Source organism: Methylobacter sp. Wu1 (assembly GCF_036553575.1).
Classification (GTDB): Bacteria; Pseudomonadota; Gammaproteobacteria; order Methylococcales; family Methylomonadaceae; genus Methylobacter.
Genome location: NZ_JAZHOC010000074.1, coordinates 89,158 through 109,064, shown reverse-complemented (window position 1 = coordinate 109,064; position 19,907 = coordinate 89,158). Strand labels below are relative to the sequence as shown.

Genomic DNA, 19,907 nt, shown 5'->3' with positions numbered 1-19,907 from the left:
GGAATCCGGCCGCTGTTGAGGCCTAACGCCGACCCAACTCCACATCGACATCATGCGGCTTCCGATCGTCGATCAACGATATGGCGCCCGGCTCTTCAGACTCAGCGCCGTCGATCAGAACCCGAATCACCCGCTCCGGCTTTTCGCCGATGCGTTTGATGGTGATGCGGTATAGCGTGTCGCGGTATCGATAGTGAATCTTGTACGACGGCCAATGGTCGGGCATGCACGGAGTGATGTGCAGCTTGTCAACTTTCAGCTGCAGGCCTAGCAGGGTTTCCACCGATAGCCGATACAGCCATCCGGCGGCGCCGGTGTACCAAGTCCAGCCGCCGCGGCCGGTATGCGGCGGTGCGCCGTAAATGTCGGCCGCTATGACGTACGGCTCGACCTTGTAGAGTTCTCTCTGTTGCGCCTGACCGGTGCGATTAATGGGATTGAGCATGGTAAACAGTTCCCAGGCCCGTTGCTTGTCGCCCATCATGGCGAAGGCCATTGCGGTCCAGATGGCGGCGTGCGTGTATTGCCCGCCGTTCTCGCGGACGCCGGGCACATAGCCCTTGATATAGCCAGGCTCGAGGTCGGACTTGTCAAAAGGCGGCGTCAGCAGCTGGACGATCTGCGCGTCCCGCCTTACCAGCCGTTCATCAACCGCCTCCATGGCCTGGCGGGCGCGCTCCGGATTGCCGCCGCCCGAAATAATGGCCCAGCTCTGGCTGATCGAGTCGATCTGGCATTCGTCATTGCCGGCCGAGCCCAGCGGCGTACCGTCGTCAAAATAGGCGCGACGGTACCAGCCGCCATCCCAGGCATTGGCTTCAATGTTGAGAAGCAGTTGCCCTGCCCGCTCCCGGCAAATTTCGGCAAAGCCCTCGTCGCCCCGGCTTCGAGCCAGCTCGGCAAAAAGCCTGAGATTGTCATACAGGAACCAGGCCAGCCAGACGCTTTCGCCCTTGCCTTCGCGTCCGATCAGGTTCATGCCGTCATTCCAGTCGCCGCAGCCGATCAGCGGCAGATCATGATCACCGAAGCGCAAGCCATACTTGATGGCGCGCACACAATGCTCGTAAAGACTGGCGCCTTCGGACGATTGCAGCGGCTGATCGTAATAAGCCTCTTCTTCCGGCCCCAGCTCTCTGCCTTCCAGAAAGTGCACGAACTCGTCGAGCACGCCGGTATCGCCGGTCGCGGTGACATAGCGGCACGTCGCATAGGGCAACCATAAATAATCATCGGAAAAGTGTGTGCGCACGCCCTGCCCGCCCGGCGGATGCCACCAGTGCTGCACGTCGCCCTGGATGAACTGGCGGCCGGCGCAGCGGAGCAGCTGCTCGCGCGCCAGCCGCGGCGCTGCATGGATCAGCGCCATCGTATCCTGCAACTGATCGCGGAAACCGTAAGCGCCGCCTGACTGGTAATAACCGCTGCGCCCCCAGACCCGGCAGGACAGGGTCTGATAGATCAGCCAGCCGTTGGCCATCACATCGAACGCGCGGTCGGGCGTCTCGACATAGACCGCTCCCAGCGTCCGGTTCCAGTGAGCCCAGACGGCCTCCAGCGCTTGCCGAGCACTGATTGGCTCGCCGAACCGCCGGATCAGACGCTGGGCGCCTTCGGTATCGTGGCTGGCGCCGATCACGAACACGATCTCACGCTCCTGTCCGTTCTCCAGCCCGATAGGGGTCTGCATGGCGGCGCAGGGATCCAGGCCCGCCCCGATCTTGCCCGACAAATGCGTGCGGTACAGCGCCGCCGGTCTGGCCAGCGAGCCGTTGCGGCCGATGAATTCCGCGCGGTTGCCGGTTACCGTATGCATGAGCTCGCTGATCTGCACAAATACGACCCGATGCGCGCTTTCGCGGCCATAGGCATTGCGCGCAAACAGCGCCCCGCTGTGATGATCCGTTTCAGTGACAATATGCATCTGGTTGGCGTGCCGCCATTCGCCCATGACCAGTTCCCAATAACCTGTCAGCGACAAGTGACGGGGGCGGCCGGAGTCATTGCGCAGCTTGACGACGACAAATTTCACCGGCTCATCCATCGCCACATAAGTCGTCAGCTCGGAATAAATGCCCGCTTCGAAGTGCTCGAATGTGCTGTAACCGAAACCATGCCGGCAAACATAACCGGACCGGCCGCGCGCCGGCAGCGGCGTCGGCGACCAGAACTCGCCGGTTTCTTCATCGCGAACGTAGAAGGCTTCACCGCTGATATCGCTGAGCGGATCGTTGTGAAACGGCGTCAGGCGGAACTCGTGGGCATTCTCCACCCAAGTATAGGCGCCGCCGCTCTCGCTGACGACGGTGCCGATATAAGGGCTTGCGATGACGTTGGCCCACGGCGCCGGCGTATTCTGCCCCGGCTCCAGGGTAATGACATACTCGCGCCCGTCCGGCGTGAACCCGCCCAGCCCGTTGAAAAAAATGCGTTCGCGCGCCGGCAAGGGAGTGATGATCTCGGCTGCCGGTTGCCGTACAGGCACCAGCGCTTCCGGAAAATGCTCGGTCAGCATGCGGCGCTGTATCGAGCCCTGGCGCCAGCGTTTTCTGCGTTCCGCGACACGCTCCGCCGCGACGCGCTGCTCCACCTGTTCGGCTAATGTCCCGGCGGTATCGGTCAGCACGACGCGGGCAACGGTCTGAAACAGGACCCTATCCTCTTCAGTCAGGTCTTCGGCGCGCCGCACGAAAACTCCGCCGGGCTTGTCAAGCATCTGGGCTTCATTGCTTATAATATTGATCAGCCCCATGATCTGATCATGCAGCACGGCGCGATAGCCCGAGAAATCCTCGTTCAGAATCACCAGATCCGTAGCCAGGCCTTTCACGCGCCAGTAGGCATGCGCTTGCAGCATCTGTCTGACCAGATCGATGCGGCTGACATCGCCTATGCGTACCAGCACGATGGGCCAGTCGCCGGAAACGGCAAACGGCCAGAGCCCCGGCTGACCCAGCTGATTGCGCGCAATAACACTGGGCGGCGCGCGGCGCAAGGCATTGCTATAGATCACCGAGGTGGCCAGCCGGCCGAAAATCTGTGCATCGGCTTCACTGGCGTTAAGATGGCGCAGTACCTCCTGGCTGTGAAACCAGGCCATCTCAAAAGCCCGCTCGATAAAATGCCGGTCGCGATACTTGCCAATCAACTCAAGGACCGCCTCGCGCGTATCGGCCGCGCCGGTAATGATCTGCACGGTCGCTGACTCATCGGGCTCTATCAGCAAAGTCTGCCGAATCGCGACGATTGGATCAAGCACCGGACCGTCGGTATTGGATAACGCTGATGGCTGATCACTGTCCTCGAATACGGCAGGGTTGGCGGCCGTTCGTCCCCTGCCGATAAACTGGGCGCGATCAGTCTCATAAGACGGCTCTTCAGCAATAGCGCCTTTCGAAACCATAATCAGATGGAACATCCAGGGCGTATGCTCCTCCGGCGTGCGGCGGCGGCGCGTGCAGAGTATCGCTTGCCGTTCGGGCAGGATTTCGGTTTGTACGAACAGGTTGCTGAAGACGCGATGCGCCAGATCGGCATTCAGCGGCGCCAGCACGACCTCGGCATAACTGGTGACTTCGATACGGCGCATCTGGAGAGACAAATTAGTCAGCGTCACGCGGCGGATCTCGACATCGTCCTCGGGCGAAACGCTGATTTCGGTATGCGCTTCAATGTTCCGGTCCCGGCGGCGGTATTCGGCGCGCGACTGCACGAAAATCGATTCATAATGGTCAGCTTTGCGCAGGGTTGGATGGTAGGCGCTGGACCAGTACTCGCGCGTATCGAGATCGCGCAGATAAATGAATGCCCCCCAGTTGTCGGCCGTGGTGTCTTCACGCCAGCGCGTAACGGCCAGATCGTGCCAGCGGCTGTAGCCGCCGCCGGCCTGAGTCGCCATGACATGGTAGCGGCCGTTCGATAACAGATGGACTTCGGGTATGGGCGTATTGGGATCGATGAACACGCGCAGGATCTCGCCTTCCTCGGCGACGGGCGGACGCGCGGCAGCGCTGACTTCAGCCGCATGCGGATGCAGGGTATAGCCTTTCTTAGGCACTCTCTCCTGCAGCAGCAAATCGGTCGCCCGAACCAGCGGGTCCGACATAAACCGGCGCTGCATCGGCCGGTCCAGCAGCACATGCTCAAACGCCAGAAGGCTCATGCCCTGATGATGCGCCATGAAATTGCGCACGATCGCGCAGTTCTTGCCGCGCATGACGCGCGCCGGCGTATAATCGATGGCCTCATAAAGCCCGTAGCGGCCGAGAAAACCGTTGGCCACCAGTGTCTGCAGATTACGGCAGGCCGATTGGGGCATGACGGTCAACGCCAGCGCCGTAGCATAGGGCGCGATGACCAGATCGTCGCCCAGGCCGCGTTTGAAGCCCAATCCGGGCACGCCGAACGCGCGGTACTGATAAGTCTGATGCATATCGGTCAGGTTGTAGCACGACTCGGAAATGCCCCATGGCACGTTGCGCTGCCGGCCGTATTCTATCTGCCGCGATACGGCGGCCCGGCAAGTCTGCTCCAGCAGCGTGTTCTGGTAACTGGGCATGATCAGCTGCGGCATCAGATATTCGAACATCGAGCCGCTCCAGGAAATCAGGCTGACGTCGCTGCCCTGGCTGGTCAGCAAGCGGCCGAGCGTGAACCAGTGCGTCTGCGGCAGCTGCCCCTGCGCGATCAGCAGAAAACTGACCAGGCGCGCTTCCGAAGCCAGCAGATCGTAACAGGCCGGATCGCGACGCCGCTCGCCGACATCGTAGCCTATGGCCAGCAGATCCGCCTTGGTGTCATAGAGAAATTTGAAATCCATATCGGCCAATCGGCGGCAGCGCTCGATCAGTTCGTCGATGAATCTGATGCGCTCCTTCGCCAGCTTATGATGCATTCCTGCTGCAGACTCAGCATCTGCCCCGCCTGTTTCGGCCAATTCCTGCAGAGTCGGGATGACGCTGAAATGCCGCAGATCGGGCACTAAAGTATTAAGGTCCTCCCGCAACGAGCTGACCTGATGGTCCAGCGCTTGCGCCCAATAATGGAGTTCGCTTTCGGTATCATCCGACAACGCGGCAAATAGTTCTGCTGCGGCGTGCTGTATTTTTTCCAGCTGAGCATCTGCCTCGACCAAGGTCTGAATTTCGCTATCCGGCTTGCGCGCAGCCAATAAATGCTGCAGCGTTTGAATGGGACTGGTCAGCGCCTGTGCTGACGGCAGACGATCGTATTCAGCCAGCAGCACCTGAAACGTATCTTCCAGCCCTTGAAAGGCATTGGCGGATAACACCGGCTGGGATTTCAGCTCGGCCAGTCCCGTTTGCAGCGTCAATAAACTGCCGACCAGATTGCCGCTGTCGACTGACGATACATACTGCGGGTGCAGCGGTTGCAGCGTGCGCGTATCGTACCAGTTGTAAAAATGGCCGCATTTGTAATTGCAGCCTTTGCCGTGCTGGTAGCGCTCCAGCTTTTCCATGGTCGCCACGGTGTTCCCGGTACGGTACAACAGCTCGCCGGCTGAAATATAGCCGAAATCATAGGCCGCCAAGTTGGCCGCCAATGCCATGCCCATGTTCGTGGGCGACGTGCGCGAGGCAATGACCGGATCCGGATATTCCTGGAAATTGTCGGGCGGCAGCCAGTTATCGAGCGGCGCGACAAATTGCGCGAAATACCGCCAGGTCCGCCGGGCCAGCGAGCGCAGGAAAATCCGCTCGTCAGCCGTTAAATCAGCGGCTGGCGGCGCCAATGGTTTACTGATCCACCAGCCTATGACCGGCGATACCAGCCAAATCAACAGCACAGGCGCCGTAAGCAGCCATTCTGTCCAGCGGCTGCCGTCCCAGGCGAATATCAGCGCTACGGCCAATCCCGAGGCCATAACCGGCGCTATCCACATTTCCAGGAAAAAGTCGACTAGCGTTCTGCGGGTATTGCGGCGCACATAGGAGTCCGTGTGCCATAGCAGCAATCCGCGCCGGGTAAACAGCATGCGCCCCGCCGAAGACAGAATGGCATCCAGGCAAATCATTGCGTCATAAGGCAAAAGCACCAGAGCCAGCGCTGCGAGCAATACCGAGCGTGTAGCGGATTTATTGACCAGAATGAAATGCTCCAGCCACTCGCGATCTCCCGGTTTGCGGATCAGTTCAATCCCGGCCTCCAGCAGTGGCTGAAAAAACAGGATAACAATCACCAGCAATGTCCAGAACCATGCAGGCATGGGACCGAGCAGCCACCCGCCCGCCAGCAGGGCAAGCAAAGCCGGCGGCACCAGGCTGCGCCTTAGATTATCGAAAATTTTCCAGATCGATAAAGGTGCAAGCGGGTTCGGCTGCCGCTCGCCGTCCGGCCCCGGCACCTTCGGCAGCAGCCAGCTGATCAGCTGCCAATCGCCGCGTATCCAGCGGTGCCTTCTGCTGGCTTCCATCGCATAACTGGCCGGATGTTCCTCGATCAGATCGACATCGCTCACCAGACCGGATCGCGCATGCCCGCTTTCCAAAAGATCATGGCTGAGAATGAGATTTTCAGGAAAACGCCCTTCCAGAGTCATGCGAAAGGCATCAACGTCATAAATGCCTTTGCCGATAAACGAGCCTTCGCCGAAAATATCCTGATAGACATCCGATACTTCACGGGTATAAGGATCAATGCCGGCTTCACCCGCGAACAGGCGCGTAAACCTTGACTGGCTCGCACTGAACAGGCTGATCGACGCGCGCGGCTGCAGGATGGCATAGCCGTCCGTTATGCGCCGCTTCACAGGGTCGTAAATCGGCCGGTTAAGAGGATGGGCAATATTTCCGACCAGCCTATGCGCCGCGTCTCGCGGCAGTTGCGTATCGGTGTCCAGGGTAATGACATATTTGATCGAAGGGAGAATGGACGGATCGCCGACCAGTTCCGAAAAGGCGGCTTCGCCATCGCCTCTCAGCACTGCGTTGAATTGTTCCAGCTTGCCGCGCTTGCGCTCGTAACCCATCCAGACGCGTTCATGCGGATTCCATACCCGCGGCCGATGAAACAAATAAAAAATACACGGTCTGTCGTTCCGGTATGTTGCATTGAGCGCCTCAACGGCTGTGCGCGCCAGCGTCAGCAGTTCTTCATCGCCTGGCTGCGTCTGTTCGGGCGCGTCGCTGAAATCGGTCAACAACGCAAAGAACAGATTGGGATCCCGGTTGCCGAGATAGCGGATCTCCATGGCTTCAACAAGATCGTCCACATCCTGCGGCTTGCTCAGCAAAGTCGGAACCGCCACCATTGTACGATACTCGGGCGGGATGCCCCTTGAGAAGTCCAACCGCGGCGGCATGCGAGGCGGAACGATCATCATCGCGAACTGATTGACCAGCGGCACGGCCAGCGCCATGCCCCCGATCATGCTGCAGATGGCAAAGAACCAGAACTGCCAGTTACCCGGATCTATGCCATCCAACGACATCAGTACAATCGACGTCGTTACGGCGGTAAGCAACAGAATGGCGCCGATATAAATACTCAGCCGAAACCGCCGCAAGGCACGGACGGCGCGAACCATCCAGGTCATGTGATAGTCGACCTTGCGCTCCAAAGGGTACCGGCCTTTGTCGATCAGATAAAAACCGACATGCGCGGAACGGTCAGCGGCCGTCGAGCGCTCGGCAGCAGCCTGCGCGAACGCAACCGCTTCGAGGGCCACGTCTGATTCACTGTGCACGCTGCCCTTCGCTATTTTTTCAATGATGTGCCGATACAGGTCACGCGTGGCGAAATTCTGCCTGCTGTGCATGCCGGTCGGATCTTTTCGCAGGATTTGCTCCACGGCGCTATGCGCTTCGACAAAATCCCGCCAATCCATAGAACTGATAAACCGCAAACTGCCAATGCTGTTGGCGATGGAGATCTGGTTGGCTGCCGCCGTGTGGCTGGCGTCCTGGATTAACTGCGTCGAATTGACACCCTGTTCGAGCAGCTGGTTGTCGATCCAGGTCTGCACGAAGGCCAATGCCGTGCCCTGACTCTGGAGCCTTGCATTGAATTCTTCCACAAACGCCGCCGTTAATGGCACATCAGCAGCCGCAAACTCGGCGAGTAATTGCGCGAGCTGTTTGGGGTCCTTTTCGGCCATGTCCAGCATGCGATCAGCCCACATGACCGCCGTATTGTACTCCTCGCGCCCGCGCGCTATGCGCGATCCAACCCGGCGAAGATTCTCCAGTAAAGCCAGACGCAGCATGATCGGAAATGCCCATAATTCGCCCAGCTTCAATGGCTCGACACTCTGGTAGGCGGCGATGAAATGGGTCGCGTTTTCGCTGTCGACCCTGCCGTCCTGATGTGAAATCAGTTCCAGAGCCAACTCGTAAATACGAGGGAAACCGGCTGACTGACCGATGGCCAGTTGTGGCAGTTCCCGACTGTATTTGCGGGGGAGATGTCGGCGTGCCAGATGAATCTGCTGCTCGATCAAATAAAAATTATCGAGCAGCCAAGCCTCAGCCGAGGAAATGTGCTGCTCCTCATTGACTGCCGCTGAGACCACATCATAGGCTGCCAGCAGAACCTGTTCATTATCGGCCAACCGCGGCAGCAAACGGTCCGGCCCGGGCCTTGGATTGATTCGATGCTGGCCGGCCAGCGCGACCGCATACCGCTTCAATTGCTCGACGCTGAACAGTTCCGAGCGCAATAGCTCAGTATCTCTGCCATCCTGATGGTTGTGCCGCTCAAGTGTAGAAAACCCAAACTCTTTGAACACTATGCTATTCTCCTTGCTCGAGTTCGACACTGATTGGTCTGTAATTCCGCTCCTTTAGAAACTGACTCGTACTATCCCGATACCGGCATTACCTATCGGTCAGGCAAGAAAGCTGACTAATTCCTGTGCAACGGGCTGTAAGGAAGCATGAACTGTTTAATAGAGCTTTTCCTGAACTCAAGCCTAAATTAATGGCCCGGACTTTTCATTCAATGCTCAAATAGAAAAATTCCGGATTAATTTTAAAGACATAAAAGCGAACATTTAATAAAAACCACTGATTAATCCATACGGAACAAATCTGATAAATCTTGTCATCAGCCGAGAAATAGCAAAGTTGATTCTAAATTTCTCTTCTCAAGTGTCCTTGGCAAGTATATTGATCGTTTTAATCAAATTTTAGACTCATTAATCCTGTTGTTTTCTCCAGCTCATTAAAACTTACGCGCCCAATCCAAAAAACATTGAAAGGCTTAAATCGGCCTTCGACCTTGAATAACGCGTATCACGATCACTATCAACGCGAGAACCAAAAGAAGATGAATAAAACCGCCCAGCGTGTATGAGGAAACCAAGCCAAGCAACCAAAGAATAATCAGGACGACCGCTATAGTTTCAAGCATTTCTACTTCTCCTCTAAAAAGCCATCAATGGATGACGTTTTTAACTCAAACGGGCAAAATGGCTGCCGCGAAAGTCAGCCAAAGAGGGTTAAAAATATTGCTGTAAATTTCTATCCTTGACCGAAAAGGCGTCAGGATAAAAATATCTTGCCTCGAGCACTTCATTTCAAACGCTTGCCTGTCAAAAATGGAAATGAGCGCCGAGACCTACATATTCCATTTTATTGACATAGAACTGGCCGCTTGGGGAGTGGCCGTTAAAATATTCCAGAAGAATCTGAAAATGCCGCCCCATCACGTCCAGGTTTTCGAATTGGACGCCGGCGCGCGCCGACACGTCAGTTTGCCAGTCATTCTCTTCGTAGTTTTTGAGATCCACTGCTGCGATTGGCCGCATGGCGCCGAAATCCAGATGCCATGGACTTCTGTACTCAATCCCGTATTGCACCGACCAAGGTTTGAGCGATGCAGGATCCGTATGGAACAGGCCACCGCCGCCGCCATACAATCGAATCCCGTAAGGAAATTCATAAGAGAGCTTTAAATCTATCCCTTCGAAACTCAAGTTTATACGCTGCAATTGAGTTCTCAGTAGGAACTCGTCGCCGACATGAGAGCTTTGATGGAAGAGCCGGCCGAAAGCCGAAAAGTCACCGATGCGTATGCTCGAATACACCGCTCCAAAAAAATCGGTATTGATTAAATCCGTTGAAGGAGCGTCGAGATTGAAATCACTGAATACGCCGGCCTGAAGCCCCGCCTCCCATTGCCCTGCAAATCGTCGCCCAGAACCTAAGTTTCCACGGTAAAACGGTATGGTTTCGCCAAAGCTGACTGTTGCTATATTGTCGGCATTCTCAAAATCGCCAGTGGCACTGGTATAATGATAAGCGGCAGAAAAATGAGGCCAACGCGGATCGGCCAGTAAACGCTTGAACAAATGCCCTTCCGGCAAAAATCCGGCCTGCAGTGCCAATTGCCCGCTCGGTTGAGCAGTTTCACGAACCCATGGTGACGGCGCTGATGCCAACTGGTTTTCACTTGCCACCGTCTCAACGCCGGCAACGCCCGGAATGCTCGACAATGCGTCCATGACCTTGGCACGATCTGTTCCCATTAAGTCATCGGTGCGAACCTTAATAACGCCGTTTCTTACGTTCAATTCCGGATTAGCGAGCTTGAACTCGCGCTGAAGTATACTGGCAGCATATCCGGCGATATAAGCATCTTCTACCGGCGCCGCTTTGACGCCGGGAAGACACAGAAAAAAAATGATGGCCATTACTAAGTAGTAACGCACGTAACTCATCTTATTTCGCTACAGGACTAACGACCAGATTGCTCTCTACCGATTTCACTCCCTTAACGCCGCGGGCTATCTCTAAAGCTCTGTCTGCGCTTTGCTGGGAGTTAAGGACACCGCTCAGCTTGACGACGCCTTTATCGGTCACTACATCAATCTTAGTTGCACTCAACAAGGGATCGGCTACCATTTCCCCTTTAATTTTGGCGGTTATAGCGGAATCGTCCAGATATTCTTCGACAGAGCCGGATTTTTGTCCCATCGCCTCATCCCGCTTTTCCATGCTTTCCTGTCTCTGCTCAGTGCCCTCTTCGAGTCTCTCCTGCGTTCTTTCAGTAGCTTCATCGACTTTTTTGCCTGCCTCTTCGGCCGGCCCTTCCTGTTTGCAGCCGGTCAGGCCGACTACTGCAGCTAACAAGAGAGTTACAAACAGGTTATTTGAAAAAATCACTGGTTGATCGTTTTTTATCTTCATGGGATATTCCTTAAATCAAGTGGTTGTTAAAAGTCTTGGCTATTTGCAACTTAATGATTGCCAATTGGTCAAGGTCACTCCTAATTCCCAAGTTCCTATTCATGACTAAGTCCTGTTCATAAAGATCAGAATCTTAAAAATGACCGGCATCAATCCGATTTTACCGACGTGATTTACAATCCTGCGGCCGGCATATGTCGGGCGGAGATTACACTTTAAGAAATTGCAGCCATTCCTGGCCTTTAAGTTACTGCTTAAGTCAGTGTTGATTCTAGAACTCAAACTCTATCGCCGACGAATATCAGCCATCCTATGGCTCAAAATAATCAGCATCAGTCCGATATTAACATTTAGAGGGTAATTCCATATACGGCGATACGAACAGCCAAGTCAGAATTACATTTATCTTTCACATCAGAAGATTAAAGTTCCAATAGGGGTTATATCTATTGGCCTGCTCATGCTCCTGAAGCTATATGCTCAAACTTATCCATTCATGGCTGGGCTTCAGCCAAAGATTCAATTATGATGTCCTTAGTAAAGGGGATGCTTTGATGCAATGCCGTCCGTCCATGTCTTGGCATTGCAATCAAAATGTGTAATACATCAGAAAACCATCCCCTTTCTTTCCAAGAATCTATGTGATTAATGGATTCTATCTTCAAAATCCCGAAGCCTTCGTTCGGCTTCGTCTTTTTGAATGCCATAGCGTTCCTGGATTTTGCCCAGCAACACGTCACGTTTGCCTGCAATTTGATCGATTTCGTCATCGGTCAAATCGCCCCAGGCTTCTTTTACTTTACCTTTCAATTGTTTCCAATTACCTTCTATTTGGTCCCAAGCCATTTCTATTCTCCTCATTGTTTGTGAAAGAACAAATTTCCTATAACACAGGAAACTCAGCTTAGCGGCGAACAAATGTGCATTTCGCCTTACGTTTAAGGCTAAAATATAGTCAAGTAAACCCAGATGGTCTGTGCGGTGACACACATAAGCATTCTGTCCTTAATATGACCTTGAAGCTTATAAGTATGCAAAGGTGAAGGCGAAGCCGGTCTGTTATTTAGGTATTCATAGATTAAAAAATTTCCAATTCTATGAATTACATGTATTAGTTAAGAATTAACCTGATAGATACTGATTTATTAGCAGTATCTATCAGACTAATTCAGCCTTCAGTTTGATTCCAAACGGCTTTGTCTGCAAATGAAATAGGCTTCGAAAAGCTTCATTCGCCGTCTAAATGCCATTAGGATAGTCGTAGCTATAATGCTTGCGCAATGGCTTGACTACTTCCCATTGGCTATCCAATCCGGCGTGGAACGACACCAGATCACCAGGCAGAATCCGTACTGGTTCGCCTTCTGCTGGAGTTACTAAAATTTCGCCTTCCAAGATATAGGCACATTCAGTCTCATCAAAATTTATTGGGAATTTTGAAATTTCTTTTTCCCAGATTTCCCAATTAGAAACTCCCAACTGTTTTAATCGCTCTTCGCTGGGATTGTGTTCGATGGTGATTTTGCTCATATTCTTCCTAAAAAATTACACTTATTGAAAATAATCATTTTAACATTTCATATATTATTGCTTGGACCTTTTTAATCAGTTTGTCTTGCTATTGACTGATTAACAATTTTCGCAAATTTTACATTCTTAAAAATGCTTAGGTCACATCGTTTATAAGCATGTCGAGATATCAAAACCCGTTTTTTCCAAAACCGCTCTGTGAAATTTTTCCGCTTCGGCTATGCGCTCGCTCAAACCCAAATCAGGCGAAACTGTTTCTGTGAATTGATGAATGCCGCTTGTTTTTCTCTCATTCACTACTTCCAGAATGGTTTTCCAGCCAATTTCATGCGTATCGGTAGCAAAAGCAAAAACCATTGCTAAATCACAAATATTGTTGATTAGCCGAGGTACGCCTTCCGTATAATAAAATACAGCTGCACAAGCTGATTCATTAAACACCGACGCGCTTCCACCGGCAGCCTCAATACGATGCGCTATGTAATTTTTTGTTTCGTCATAATTAAGGGGCTTTAAATGGTATTCGATGGAAACGCGCTGTGCGAATTGAGCAAGTTCAGGCAAATTGAGTTTATCGATCAGCTCCGGCTGCCCTACCAGTACGAGTTGCAACATCACGTTATTGCTTAAATTGATGTTAGACAGCAACCTTAGTTCTTCCAGGGTTTCAATGTCCATATTTTGAGCTTCATCAACAATCAGGACGACGCGCCGTTTTTTTTTATTTTGCTCGGCTATAAATTTAACAAAGATTTGATAGCGATCGGATTTATTCTTAGCATCATGCTGGATATTAAATGAGGCCAATACCCATGTAAGCAGATCGCCAAAGCTGCTGTGTGTGTTAGTGATCAGCCCTACAGCACATTGATCCTTAATTTTGCCTAACATGCATCTGATCAATGTTGTTTTGCCTGAACCTATCTCGCCGGTAATCACGGTGATACCAGCCTGACTCACTAACCCGTAATGGAGCGTAGTCAACGCTTTTTTATGCTTAGAGCTCAAATACAGGAATCCTGGATCAGGTAGAAGAGCGAATGGTTTTTTTTTGAGTCCAAAGAATTTTTTATACATATTACGTAATAAGTTCGTTAGTAGGAGCTTATCAGGAAGACCTTACGAAAGCGTGGCTCAGATGATCTTGTTACTCTGCGCTTATTGAATAAGCTGGTTTTATAAAGTAAAGGCTAGACATTAAAAAATCCTGCCAAGCTCAAGCAGTTCTAAATCAAGGAATAAAATACACTTTATACATGGCTTTCTTTGCTTTTTTATAACACATCTCTAGTAATTAAAATAATTCTCTTGGATTAAAATTTCCGAGCTCGCTATAACATCATATTACGGTGTGTAAGACTTATGATTTATGCAAAAATTGTCACTAAAAAGGCCACCGTTAATGTGGCCTTTTTTGCTTTATACTAAGGAATGGATAATAAATTATCCAGGACTCTACTGCTATCTATAACTAAGAGAAATTGATTTAAATTTTATGCGTTTTAGTCAAATTTCTCAGGTAAGCCAAGAAGTCATCTTTTAGCTCTTTATGCAGTAAACCATGTTCTACTGTAGCGATTAAAAATCCCAGTTTAGAACCGCAATCGTAGCGTTTTCCTTCAAATTCATAGGCCAATACTTGCTCGTCGGCCAATAAGTCGGCAATCGCATCGGTTAACTGAATTTCACCTCCTGCGCCTCTGCCTGTTTTTTTAATTTTGTCAAAAATGGCTGGAGTCAAAATATAACGGCCTACAACCGCCAAATTTGATGGTGCTTCCTCGGGTTTAGGCTTTTCAACGATAAGTTCAACAGGGGCTGATGTACCTGATGATTCCCGGGTTTTCACAATACCGTAACTGCCGGTCTCGGAGGGATCCACTCTCTCGACGCCGAGAATAGAAGTATGTTTTTGTTCATAGAGGCGCACCATCTGCGCCATGCAGCCTCTGCCCGCATCTTCAATCAGGTCATCCGCCAATATAACGGCAAAAGGCTCATTGCCGACCACAGCTCTGGCGCAATATACGGCATGACCTAGGCCCAGCGCTTCAGATTGACGAATAAAAACGCATGAAACATGTGACGGTAAAATGTCTCGAATCATATTCAGCGTTTCAAATTTACCTTTCGCTTCAAGCTCTTTCTCAAGTTCGTAAGCTTTATCGAAATGATCCGGTATAGCTCTTTTGTTACGGCCGGTAACAAAAATCATGGTATCAATGCCAGCTGCGACAGCTTCTTCTACAGCATATTGAATCAGCGGTTTATCAACGATCGGCAGCATCTCTTTCGGGCTGGCCTTGGTTGCCGGTAAAAAACGCGTACCTAACCCTGCAACAGGGAAAACCGCTTTAGTAATCTTTTTATTCATCAATTTTTTCCTTCAATTTAGTATAACAAATCGATAATTTCAGTTGTGGCATTGCAAATTTATTGAACCCTACAATCTTACGCGACAACATGGTGTTGTAAATATAGAATGTTAATTACGCCCATAGGAATCTTCAAAGCGTACAATATCGTCCTCGCCCAGATAACTGCCCGATTGAACTTCAACCATTTCCAGCGGAATGATGCCGGGGTTTTCAAGGCAATGTACCGTCCCCAAAGGAATATAAGTGGACTGATTTTCGGAGAGTAAGATTGTTTCATCATCCCTGGTTACTAAAGCCGTGCCTTTTACCACAACCCAGTGTTCGGCGCGATGATGATGCTTCTGTAAAGATAATCTGGCTCCAGGCTTGACTACAATACGTTTCGTTTGATAACGCTCGCCGCTATCCACGGAATCGTAATGGCCCCAGGGCCTATAAACTTTACGATGCAATTCCGCTTCACTGCGCTTATGTTGTTTTAGCTGTGCGACTACATCTTTTACTTCTTGCACTCTGTCTTTTGGCGCAACCATCAATGCATCAGCAGTTTCTACAATAACCAGGTCGCGAACTCCGATAATGGCCACCAGTTTATTCTCAGCGTGTACAAAGGAATTTTCGCTGTCAACCGCCAGTACATCGCCGCTGATGGCATTGCCAAACTGATCTTTATCGGCCACATCCCATAATGCCGACCACGACCCCACATCATTCCATCCTGCGTCCAGCGGAATCACTACAGCTTTATCAGTTTTTTCCATCACCGCATAATCAATGGAATCCGCCGGGCACGCGGAAAAGAGCGTTTTATCCAAGCGGATAAAATCCAAATCTACCTTAGCGGCTTCAAGTGCACGCTTGCAAGCCATTAACATATCGGGGTTGAATTTATTGAGCTCTTGTAAAAAAACACCCGCTTTGAAGGCAAACATTCCGCTGTTCCAGAAGTAATCTCCGCTTTCTAAATAATACTTTGCCGTGTCTAAATCCGGTTTTTCAACGAAAGCCGCAACATTGAATGCTCCTCCCTGCTGTAGCGTATTCCGTTTGATATAGCCATATCCGGTTTCGGGCTCCGTAGGTACGATACCGAACGTAACCAATTTCCCCTGCTCTGCCAGGACCTTTGCTTGTGCAATAGCATGATGAAAGACTTCCAAGTCCGATATGACATGGTCCGCAGGCAACACTAACAAAACATCATCTTCAGATTCCGCTGTCAGGGCCGCAATAGCAACAGCCGGCGCGGTATTTTTGCCCATAGGCTCCAGGATTATTGCGGACGGCTTGATGCCAATTTCCCATAATTGCTCGGCCATCATGAAGCGATGATCTTCATTGCAAATAGCGATCGGGGCTTTCATTCCTTCGACGCCATTGAGTCTAAGCACTGTTTCCTGCAACATAGTATGATTAGAAATCAACGGCAGAAATTGTTTAGGAAACTGCCCTCGAGATAATGGCCAAAGTCTTGTGCCGGAACCGCCGGATAAGATAACGGGAATCATATCTTTTTCTCTTCCTTTGCTTTGTTAAAAGTTATAAGTCCTAACTATAATGATTCTAACACTTCTTTATTAAGACAAAATTGTTTTCAATCAACCGTTGAATATCAGATCAATTTAGAATAATTTTCAGGATAAGCAACTTCTGCCTGGCAAAGTTATTGACGCGGTATGACTGCTACTGATCAGCCGCAATTGGTTGAAGTTATTCTGAGACTGGTCTCGCATAGAGTCCAACTCAGCGAAACTTGATTAAAACCTTGAACCACCGGCATCGTACGGTTTATATCGATGTAAGCCGCACAATAAAGCGAATGAAGATTATGCAGTACGTTTTTTGAATTTGAACAATTTTCGCCGTACAACGCGCTCAACATGAACCAGCGTTTAGCATGAAGCTTTTGCCAAATCGCTCTTGATTTAATGGTTTGCTAATTGAATTGTTATGATTGGGCTTCAAATGATAAAGAAGCTGGATGGTGGGGCAGAAGTTTTATTCTGCATGGAACAATAAAACAGGAAATTGATGAAATAAAAAAGCCGCATACATTCGCGGCTTTTTATAAAACATTGGAGCGGGAAACGAGATTCGAACTCGCGACCCCAACCTTGGCAAGGTTGTGCTCTACCACTGAGCTATTCCCGCATTTCAAATTGTATAAGTGGAGGCTGCGAGCGGAATCGAACCGCTGTTGATGGCTTTGCAGGCCACTGCATAACCACTTTGCTACGCAGCCTTAAAGGCAAAATAAAAAAGCCGCGTACATTCGCGGCTTTTTATAAACACATTGGAGCGGGAAACGAGATTCGAACTCGCGACCCCAACCTTGGCAAGGTTGTGCTCTACCACTGAGCTATTCCCGCGTTTCAATTTATTCGTACATTATAAAGTCTTTCTTAATAATGTCAACATTTGTTTCTATTTATTGAAGATTAATTGATAAGACCCAGCCGTCTTTACCTTGACACTCGCCTTCCAGCATTTGAACCTTGGCAAATGCGTTTTTCTTGCCAGAAAAATCCTGCAGATCTGTAACGGTTACAGGAGTACCTTGAGGCATATGCTTGCAGAGGCCGTTTCTGTCATCTTCCTCTGTATCATCATACGCTGCTATAGTGCCTGGTACGGCGACTAAACGGATTGTCGATGACTTATCATAGGTATTGGGGCTATTCAGAACATATTTCTGGCCTATTACAATATTTTTGGCAGCCGGTCCGGAAACCGTGCTTGTGGAATCGCCGCCGCTCGCCATGATAATAATCAGAAGAACTACTATGCCTCCAATCGCCCCAAAAAAGACTTTCGGATTTTTTTCTTTTAAACTCAATATTGAAGAAATCAGGTTTCCTGCCGCATCTTTTGCCGAGCTTTCGCTTTTGTTAACATTTTCTTCGACTGTGTTAACGCTTTCTTCTGTTTTGTTAACATTTTCTTCGTTACTCATTTTTCATCCTCACGAAATGTAATTGTATTTATTATATTTATTGAGACCCTGCCCAAACTATCATCAACCGCTTGCTCAGATAATTCAAAAGCGAGATTTGCCATATTAATTCATTAAACTATAAATAAGAAATAGTCAACCAACATTCAATTAGGGCAAGAGCTTTCATTTCACCCAACCATAGCAATTTCCAAGATTGAAGGTCCATTATCAAATTTCCGAATCAATTTATCAACTTACCATGAAGAAAAAACTTTTCAAGCGCTATGTGTGCCTTTATTTTGGCCAGCTTAAATAAAATCGTAGCCTTTTTTAGTATGAGCCGGGGTTTGTTTTTCCGCTATGCGCTGGAATTCAAATTGCCAATAACCTAACCCGATATTTTTCCTGTTTTTAAGGACTACAGGGAATTCTTCCTGTTGTATAAATAAACGGATAATATCGCCTTCCAGCATGCTGGTATCGGTGATGATATAAGTCATTTCACTTTCGTGTTCATTTCCTGCATAAAACAAGGCTTTTTGCAGTTCATCTTTTACCGAGGCGTCCAACTGCCTGTAAGTTACGGAGATAGATTGCTGTGCTATCAATTGCATGCCAAAATCTATCTTTCCGTTTTGTTTCGCTACAATGATTTTGTTGACTATCCCCAGGGAGCGCTGATGTTCCGGCATATTTGTTTTTCTGAAGCTCACCAGACTCCCGACGGACAAAACGCCTGTTTTTTCAAATACGCAAGATAATAATTGGTCGGAGCTTGACTGGGCCAAAAACTCCAGCGTTTTTTCGGCATTCGTTTCCGATGAATTTTGCAGATCAAAAGACGCTTCCAGACCAATGGCGATATATCGGTCTAATCTGTCGCTGAAAACAGGAGTTCCCTGAAGATCAATTCCTGACCACCTTTGCCCAAGGTAGTCAAGTAATTCTGGCGATAACTTCGCACTGTTATTTTTCGAGACATACATTGAGCTGAATCTTGCCTCGGTCGCGCTGATCAGCTTATTCTTTTTCTGTAATGCCTTAAATAACTTGGTGAAATCCACATATAGCGCGGCCGGGTCATGCCTGACACCCATGCTCTCCTGATAATGCGGCGGTTTATCTTCATCCGTTGAAATAATGCATTGCATCTGCTGGCCGGCAACGGCCTCATTTTTCAGACTCACTAAATAATCTATGGTTTCTATGAAGTTATAAACCAACAAGATCTCTTTTTGTACCAATCCTGTTGGATCAGCAAGGCTGAGCAACAGGATCTGTTTATAACATTCTTCGGGCGAACTTGCTTTATCGGACTGGTTTATGCCATTGGCTATTTTGGTCTTGTCTTTTTTTATGTCGACGCTGAGTTTATAAAGCGAATGGAGATCTATCCATACCCAATCAGGAATGGAAATCCCCATAAGAAAATGACTGACAACAAGACTGCTTAATCCTCTAATACAGCGCTGAACCGCCAACGCCGCATTTTTCCCCTGAAACCAACTCACATTGCGCCGAGTCAGTTCTTTAAGCACTATCCAATAACCGATGGTGAATTCCTTTTCAATCGCGACCAATACATCGAGAATTTTCTTGTCGTTTTCTTCTTTGGGAAAGCCGGTTCTTGTCAGTCTTGAGCGAAGATAATCTTCAATAACCAGCAAGCTAGGCCTTACAAGTTCCAGGGCGTCCAGCCTCATCTGGCTATCCATCTCAATGGAATTGCAATCTACAATAAAATCATAAAGCAGACGCGTAGCTAAACCAGGATTAGCTGTCGGCAATTCGGTAATCCACTGCTGCAATGCCCTGGTTGAAAATTCTCTAAGGCGCTGAGGCTCATTCTGTTGCGCTGGGATTACCAGAAAGAAAGAATTCTTCACATATTCCACCGATTTTGACTTCGCTCTGTAA

General features: G+C 49.9%; 11 protein-coding genes and 3 tRNA genes. All 14 read right to left on the bottom strand.

The window, feature by feature from the left end:
• Positions 1 to 22: 22 nt before the first annotated feature.
• Positions 23 to 8,746, bottom strand: coding sequence for a glucoamylase family protein (locus V2P20_RS16825; RefSeq protein WP_331820320.1), 8,724 nt, complete (start codon positions 8,744 to 8,746; stop codon positions 23 to 25).
• Between the two features lie 473 nt (positions 8,747 to 9,219).
• Positions 9,220 to 9,369 carry a lmo0937 family membrane protein gene (locus tag V2P20_RS16820; RefSeq protein WP_194968855.1) on the bottom strand — a complete coding sequence of 50 codons (150 nt, stop codon included), beginning with the start codon at positions 9,367 to 9,369 and terminating at the stop codon, positions 9,220 to 9,222.
• Between the two features lie 181 nt (positions 9,370 to 9,550).
• Positions 9,551 to 10,678 (bottom strand): DUF1207 domain-containing protein, encoded by a 1,128-nt coding sequence (locus V2P20_RS16815; RefSeq protein WP_331820318.1) that lies wholly within the window; start codon positions 10,676 to 10,678, stop codon positions 9,551 to 9,553.
• 1 nt (position 10,679) lies between these two features.
• Positions 10,680 to 11,147, bottom strand: a complete 468-nt coding sequence (locus V2P20_RS16810; RefSeq protein WP_331820316.1) for a BON domain-containing protein — start codon at positions 11,145 to 11,147, stop codon at positions 10,680 to 10,682.
• A 645-nt stretch (positions 11,148 to 11,792) separates the two neighbouring features.
• Complete coding sequence (locus V2P20_RS16805; protein ID WP_194968858.1) at positions 11,793 to 11,993, bottom strand: CsbD family protein; 201 nt, start codon at positions 11,991 to 11,993, stop codon at positions 11,793 to 11,795.
• Positions 11,994 to 12,386: 393 nt separating this feature from the next.
• Positions 12,387 to 12,677 (bottom strand): cupin domain-containing protein, encoded by a 291-nt coding sequence (locus V2P20_RS16800; RefSeq protein ID WP_194968859.1) that lies wholly within the window; start codon positions 12,675 to 12,677, stop codon positions 12,387 to 12,389.
• A gap of 150 nt (positions 12,678 to 12,827) precedes the next feature.
• Positions 12,828 to 13,754, bottom strand: a complete 927-nt coding sequence (locus tag V2P20_RS16795) for an AAA family ATPase (RefSeq protein ID WP_331820314.1) — start codon at positions 13,752 to 13,754, stop codon at positions 12,828 to 12,830.
• A 409-nt stretch (positions 13,755 to 14,163) separates the two neighbouring features.
• Positions 14,164 to 15,051, bottom strand: a complete 888-nt coding sequence (gene galU, locus V2P20_RS16790; protein WP_331820312.1) for a UTP--glucose-1-phosphate uridylyltransferase GalU — start codon at positions 15,049 to 15,051, stop codon at positions 14,164 to 14,166.
• A 111-nt stretch (positions 15,052 to 15,162) separates the two neighbouring features.
• On the bottom strand, positions 15,163 to 16,563 hold the full coding sequence (locus V2P20_RS16785; RefSeq protein WP_331820310.1) for a mannose-1-phosphate guanylyltransferase/mannose-6-phosphate isomerase: 1,401 nt from the start codon (positions 16,561 to 16,563) through the stop codon (positions 15,163 to 15,165).
• Positions 16,564 to 17,131: 568 nt separating this feature from the next.
• Positions 17,132 to 17,206 (bottom strand) — tRNA-Gly (locus tag V2P20_RS16780).
• 17 nt (positions 17,207 to 17,223) lie between these two features.
• Positions 17,224 to 17,297: transfer RNA gene (locus V2P20_RS16775), tRNA-Cys, on the bottom strand.
• 52 nt (positions 17,298 to 17,349) lie between these two features.
• A tRNA-Gly gene (locus tag V2P20_RS16770) sits at positions 17,350 to 17,424 on the bottom strand.
• Between the two features lie 59 nt (positions 17,425 to 17,483).
• Complete coding sequence (locus V2P20_RS16765) at positions 17,484 to 18,008, bottom strand: hypothetical protein (RefSeq protein WP_331820308.1); 525 nt, start codon at positions 18,006 to 18,008, stop codon at positions 17,484 to 17,486.
• Between the two features lie 290 nt (positions 18,009 to 18,298).
• Positions 18,299 to 19,876: a hypothetical protein gene (locus V2P20_RS16760; protein ID WP_331820306.1), complete on the bottom strand. Its 1,578-nt coding sequence runs from the start codon at positions 19,874 to 19,876 to the stop codon at positions 18,299 to 18,301.
• Between the last annotated feature and the right edge of the window lie 31 nt (positions 19,877 to 19,907).

What these genes read in the sequence shown, in the direction of transcription:
- V2P20_RS16815 (WP_331820318.1), bottom strand. Translation starts at nt 10,678, where the DNA reads ATGAGTTACGTGCGTTACTACTTAGTAATGGCCATCATTTTTTTTCTG.
- V2P20_RS16795 (WP_331820314.1), bottom strand. Translation starts at nt 13,754, where the DNA reads ATGTATAAAAAATTCTTTGGACTCAAAAAAAAACCATTCGCTCTTCTA.
- V2P20_RS16800 (WP_194968859.1), bottom strand. Translation starts at nt 12,677, where the DNA reads ATGAGCAAAATCACCATCGAACACAATCCCAGCGAAGAGCGATTAAAA.
- V2P20_RS16805 (WP_194968858.1), bottom strand. Translation starts at nt 11,993, where the DNA reads ATGGCTTGGGACCAAATAGAAGGTAATTGGAAACAATTGAAAGGTAAA.
- V2P20_RS16820 (WP_194968855.1), bottom strand. Translation starts at nt 9,369, where the DNA reads ATGCTTGAAACTATAGCGGTCGTCCTGATTATTCTTTGGTTGCTTGGC.
- V2P20_RS16785 (WP_331820310.1), bottom strand. Translation starts at nt 16,563, where the DNA reads ATGATTCCCGTTATCTTATCCGGCGGTTCCGGCACAAGACTTTGGCCA.
- galU (WP_331820312.1), bottom strand. Translation starts at nt 15,051, where the DNA reads ATGAATAAAAAGATTACTAAAGCGGTTTTCCCTGTTGCAGGGTTAGGT.
- V2P20_RS16810 (WP_331820316.1), bottom strand. Translation starts at nt 11,147, where the DNA reads ATGAAGATAAAAAACGATCAACCAGTGATTTTTTCAAATAACCTGTTT.
- V2P20_RS16765 (WP_331820308.1), bottom strand. Translation starts at nt 18,008, where the DNA reads ATGAGTAACGAAGAAAATGTTAACAAAACAGAAGAAAGCGTTAACACA.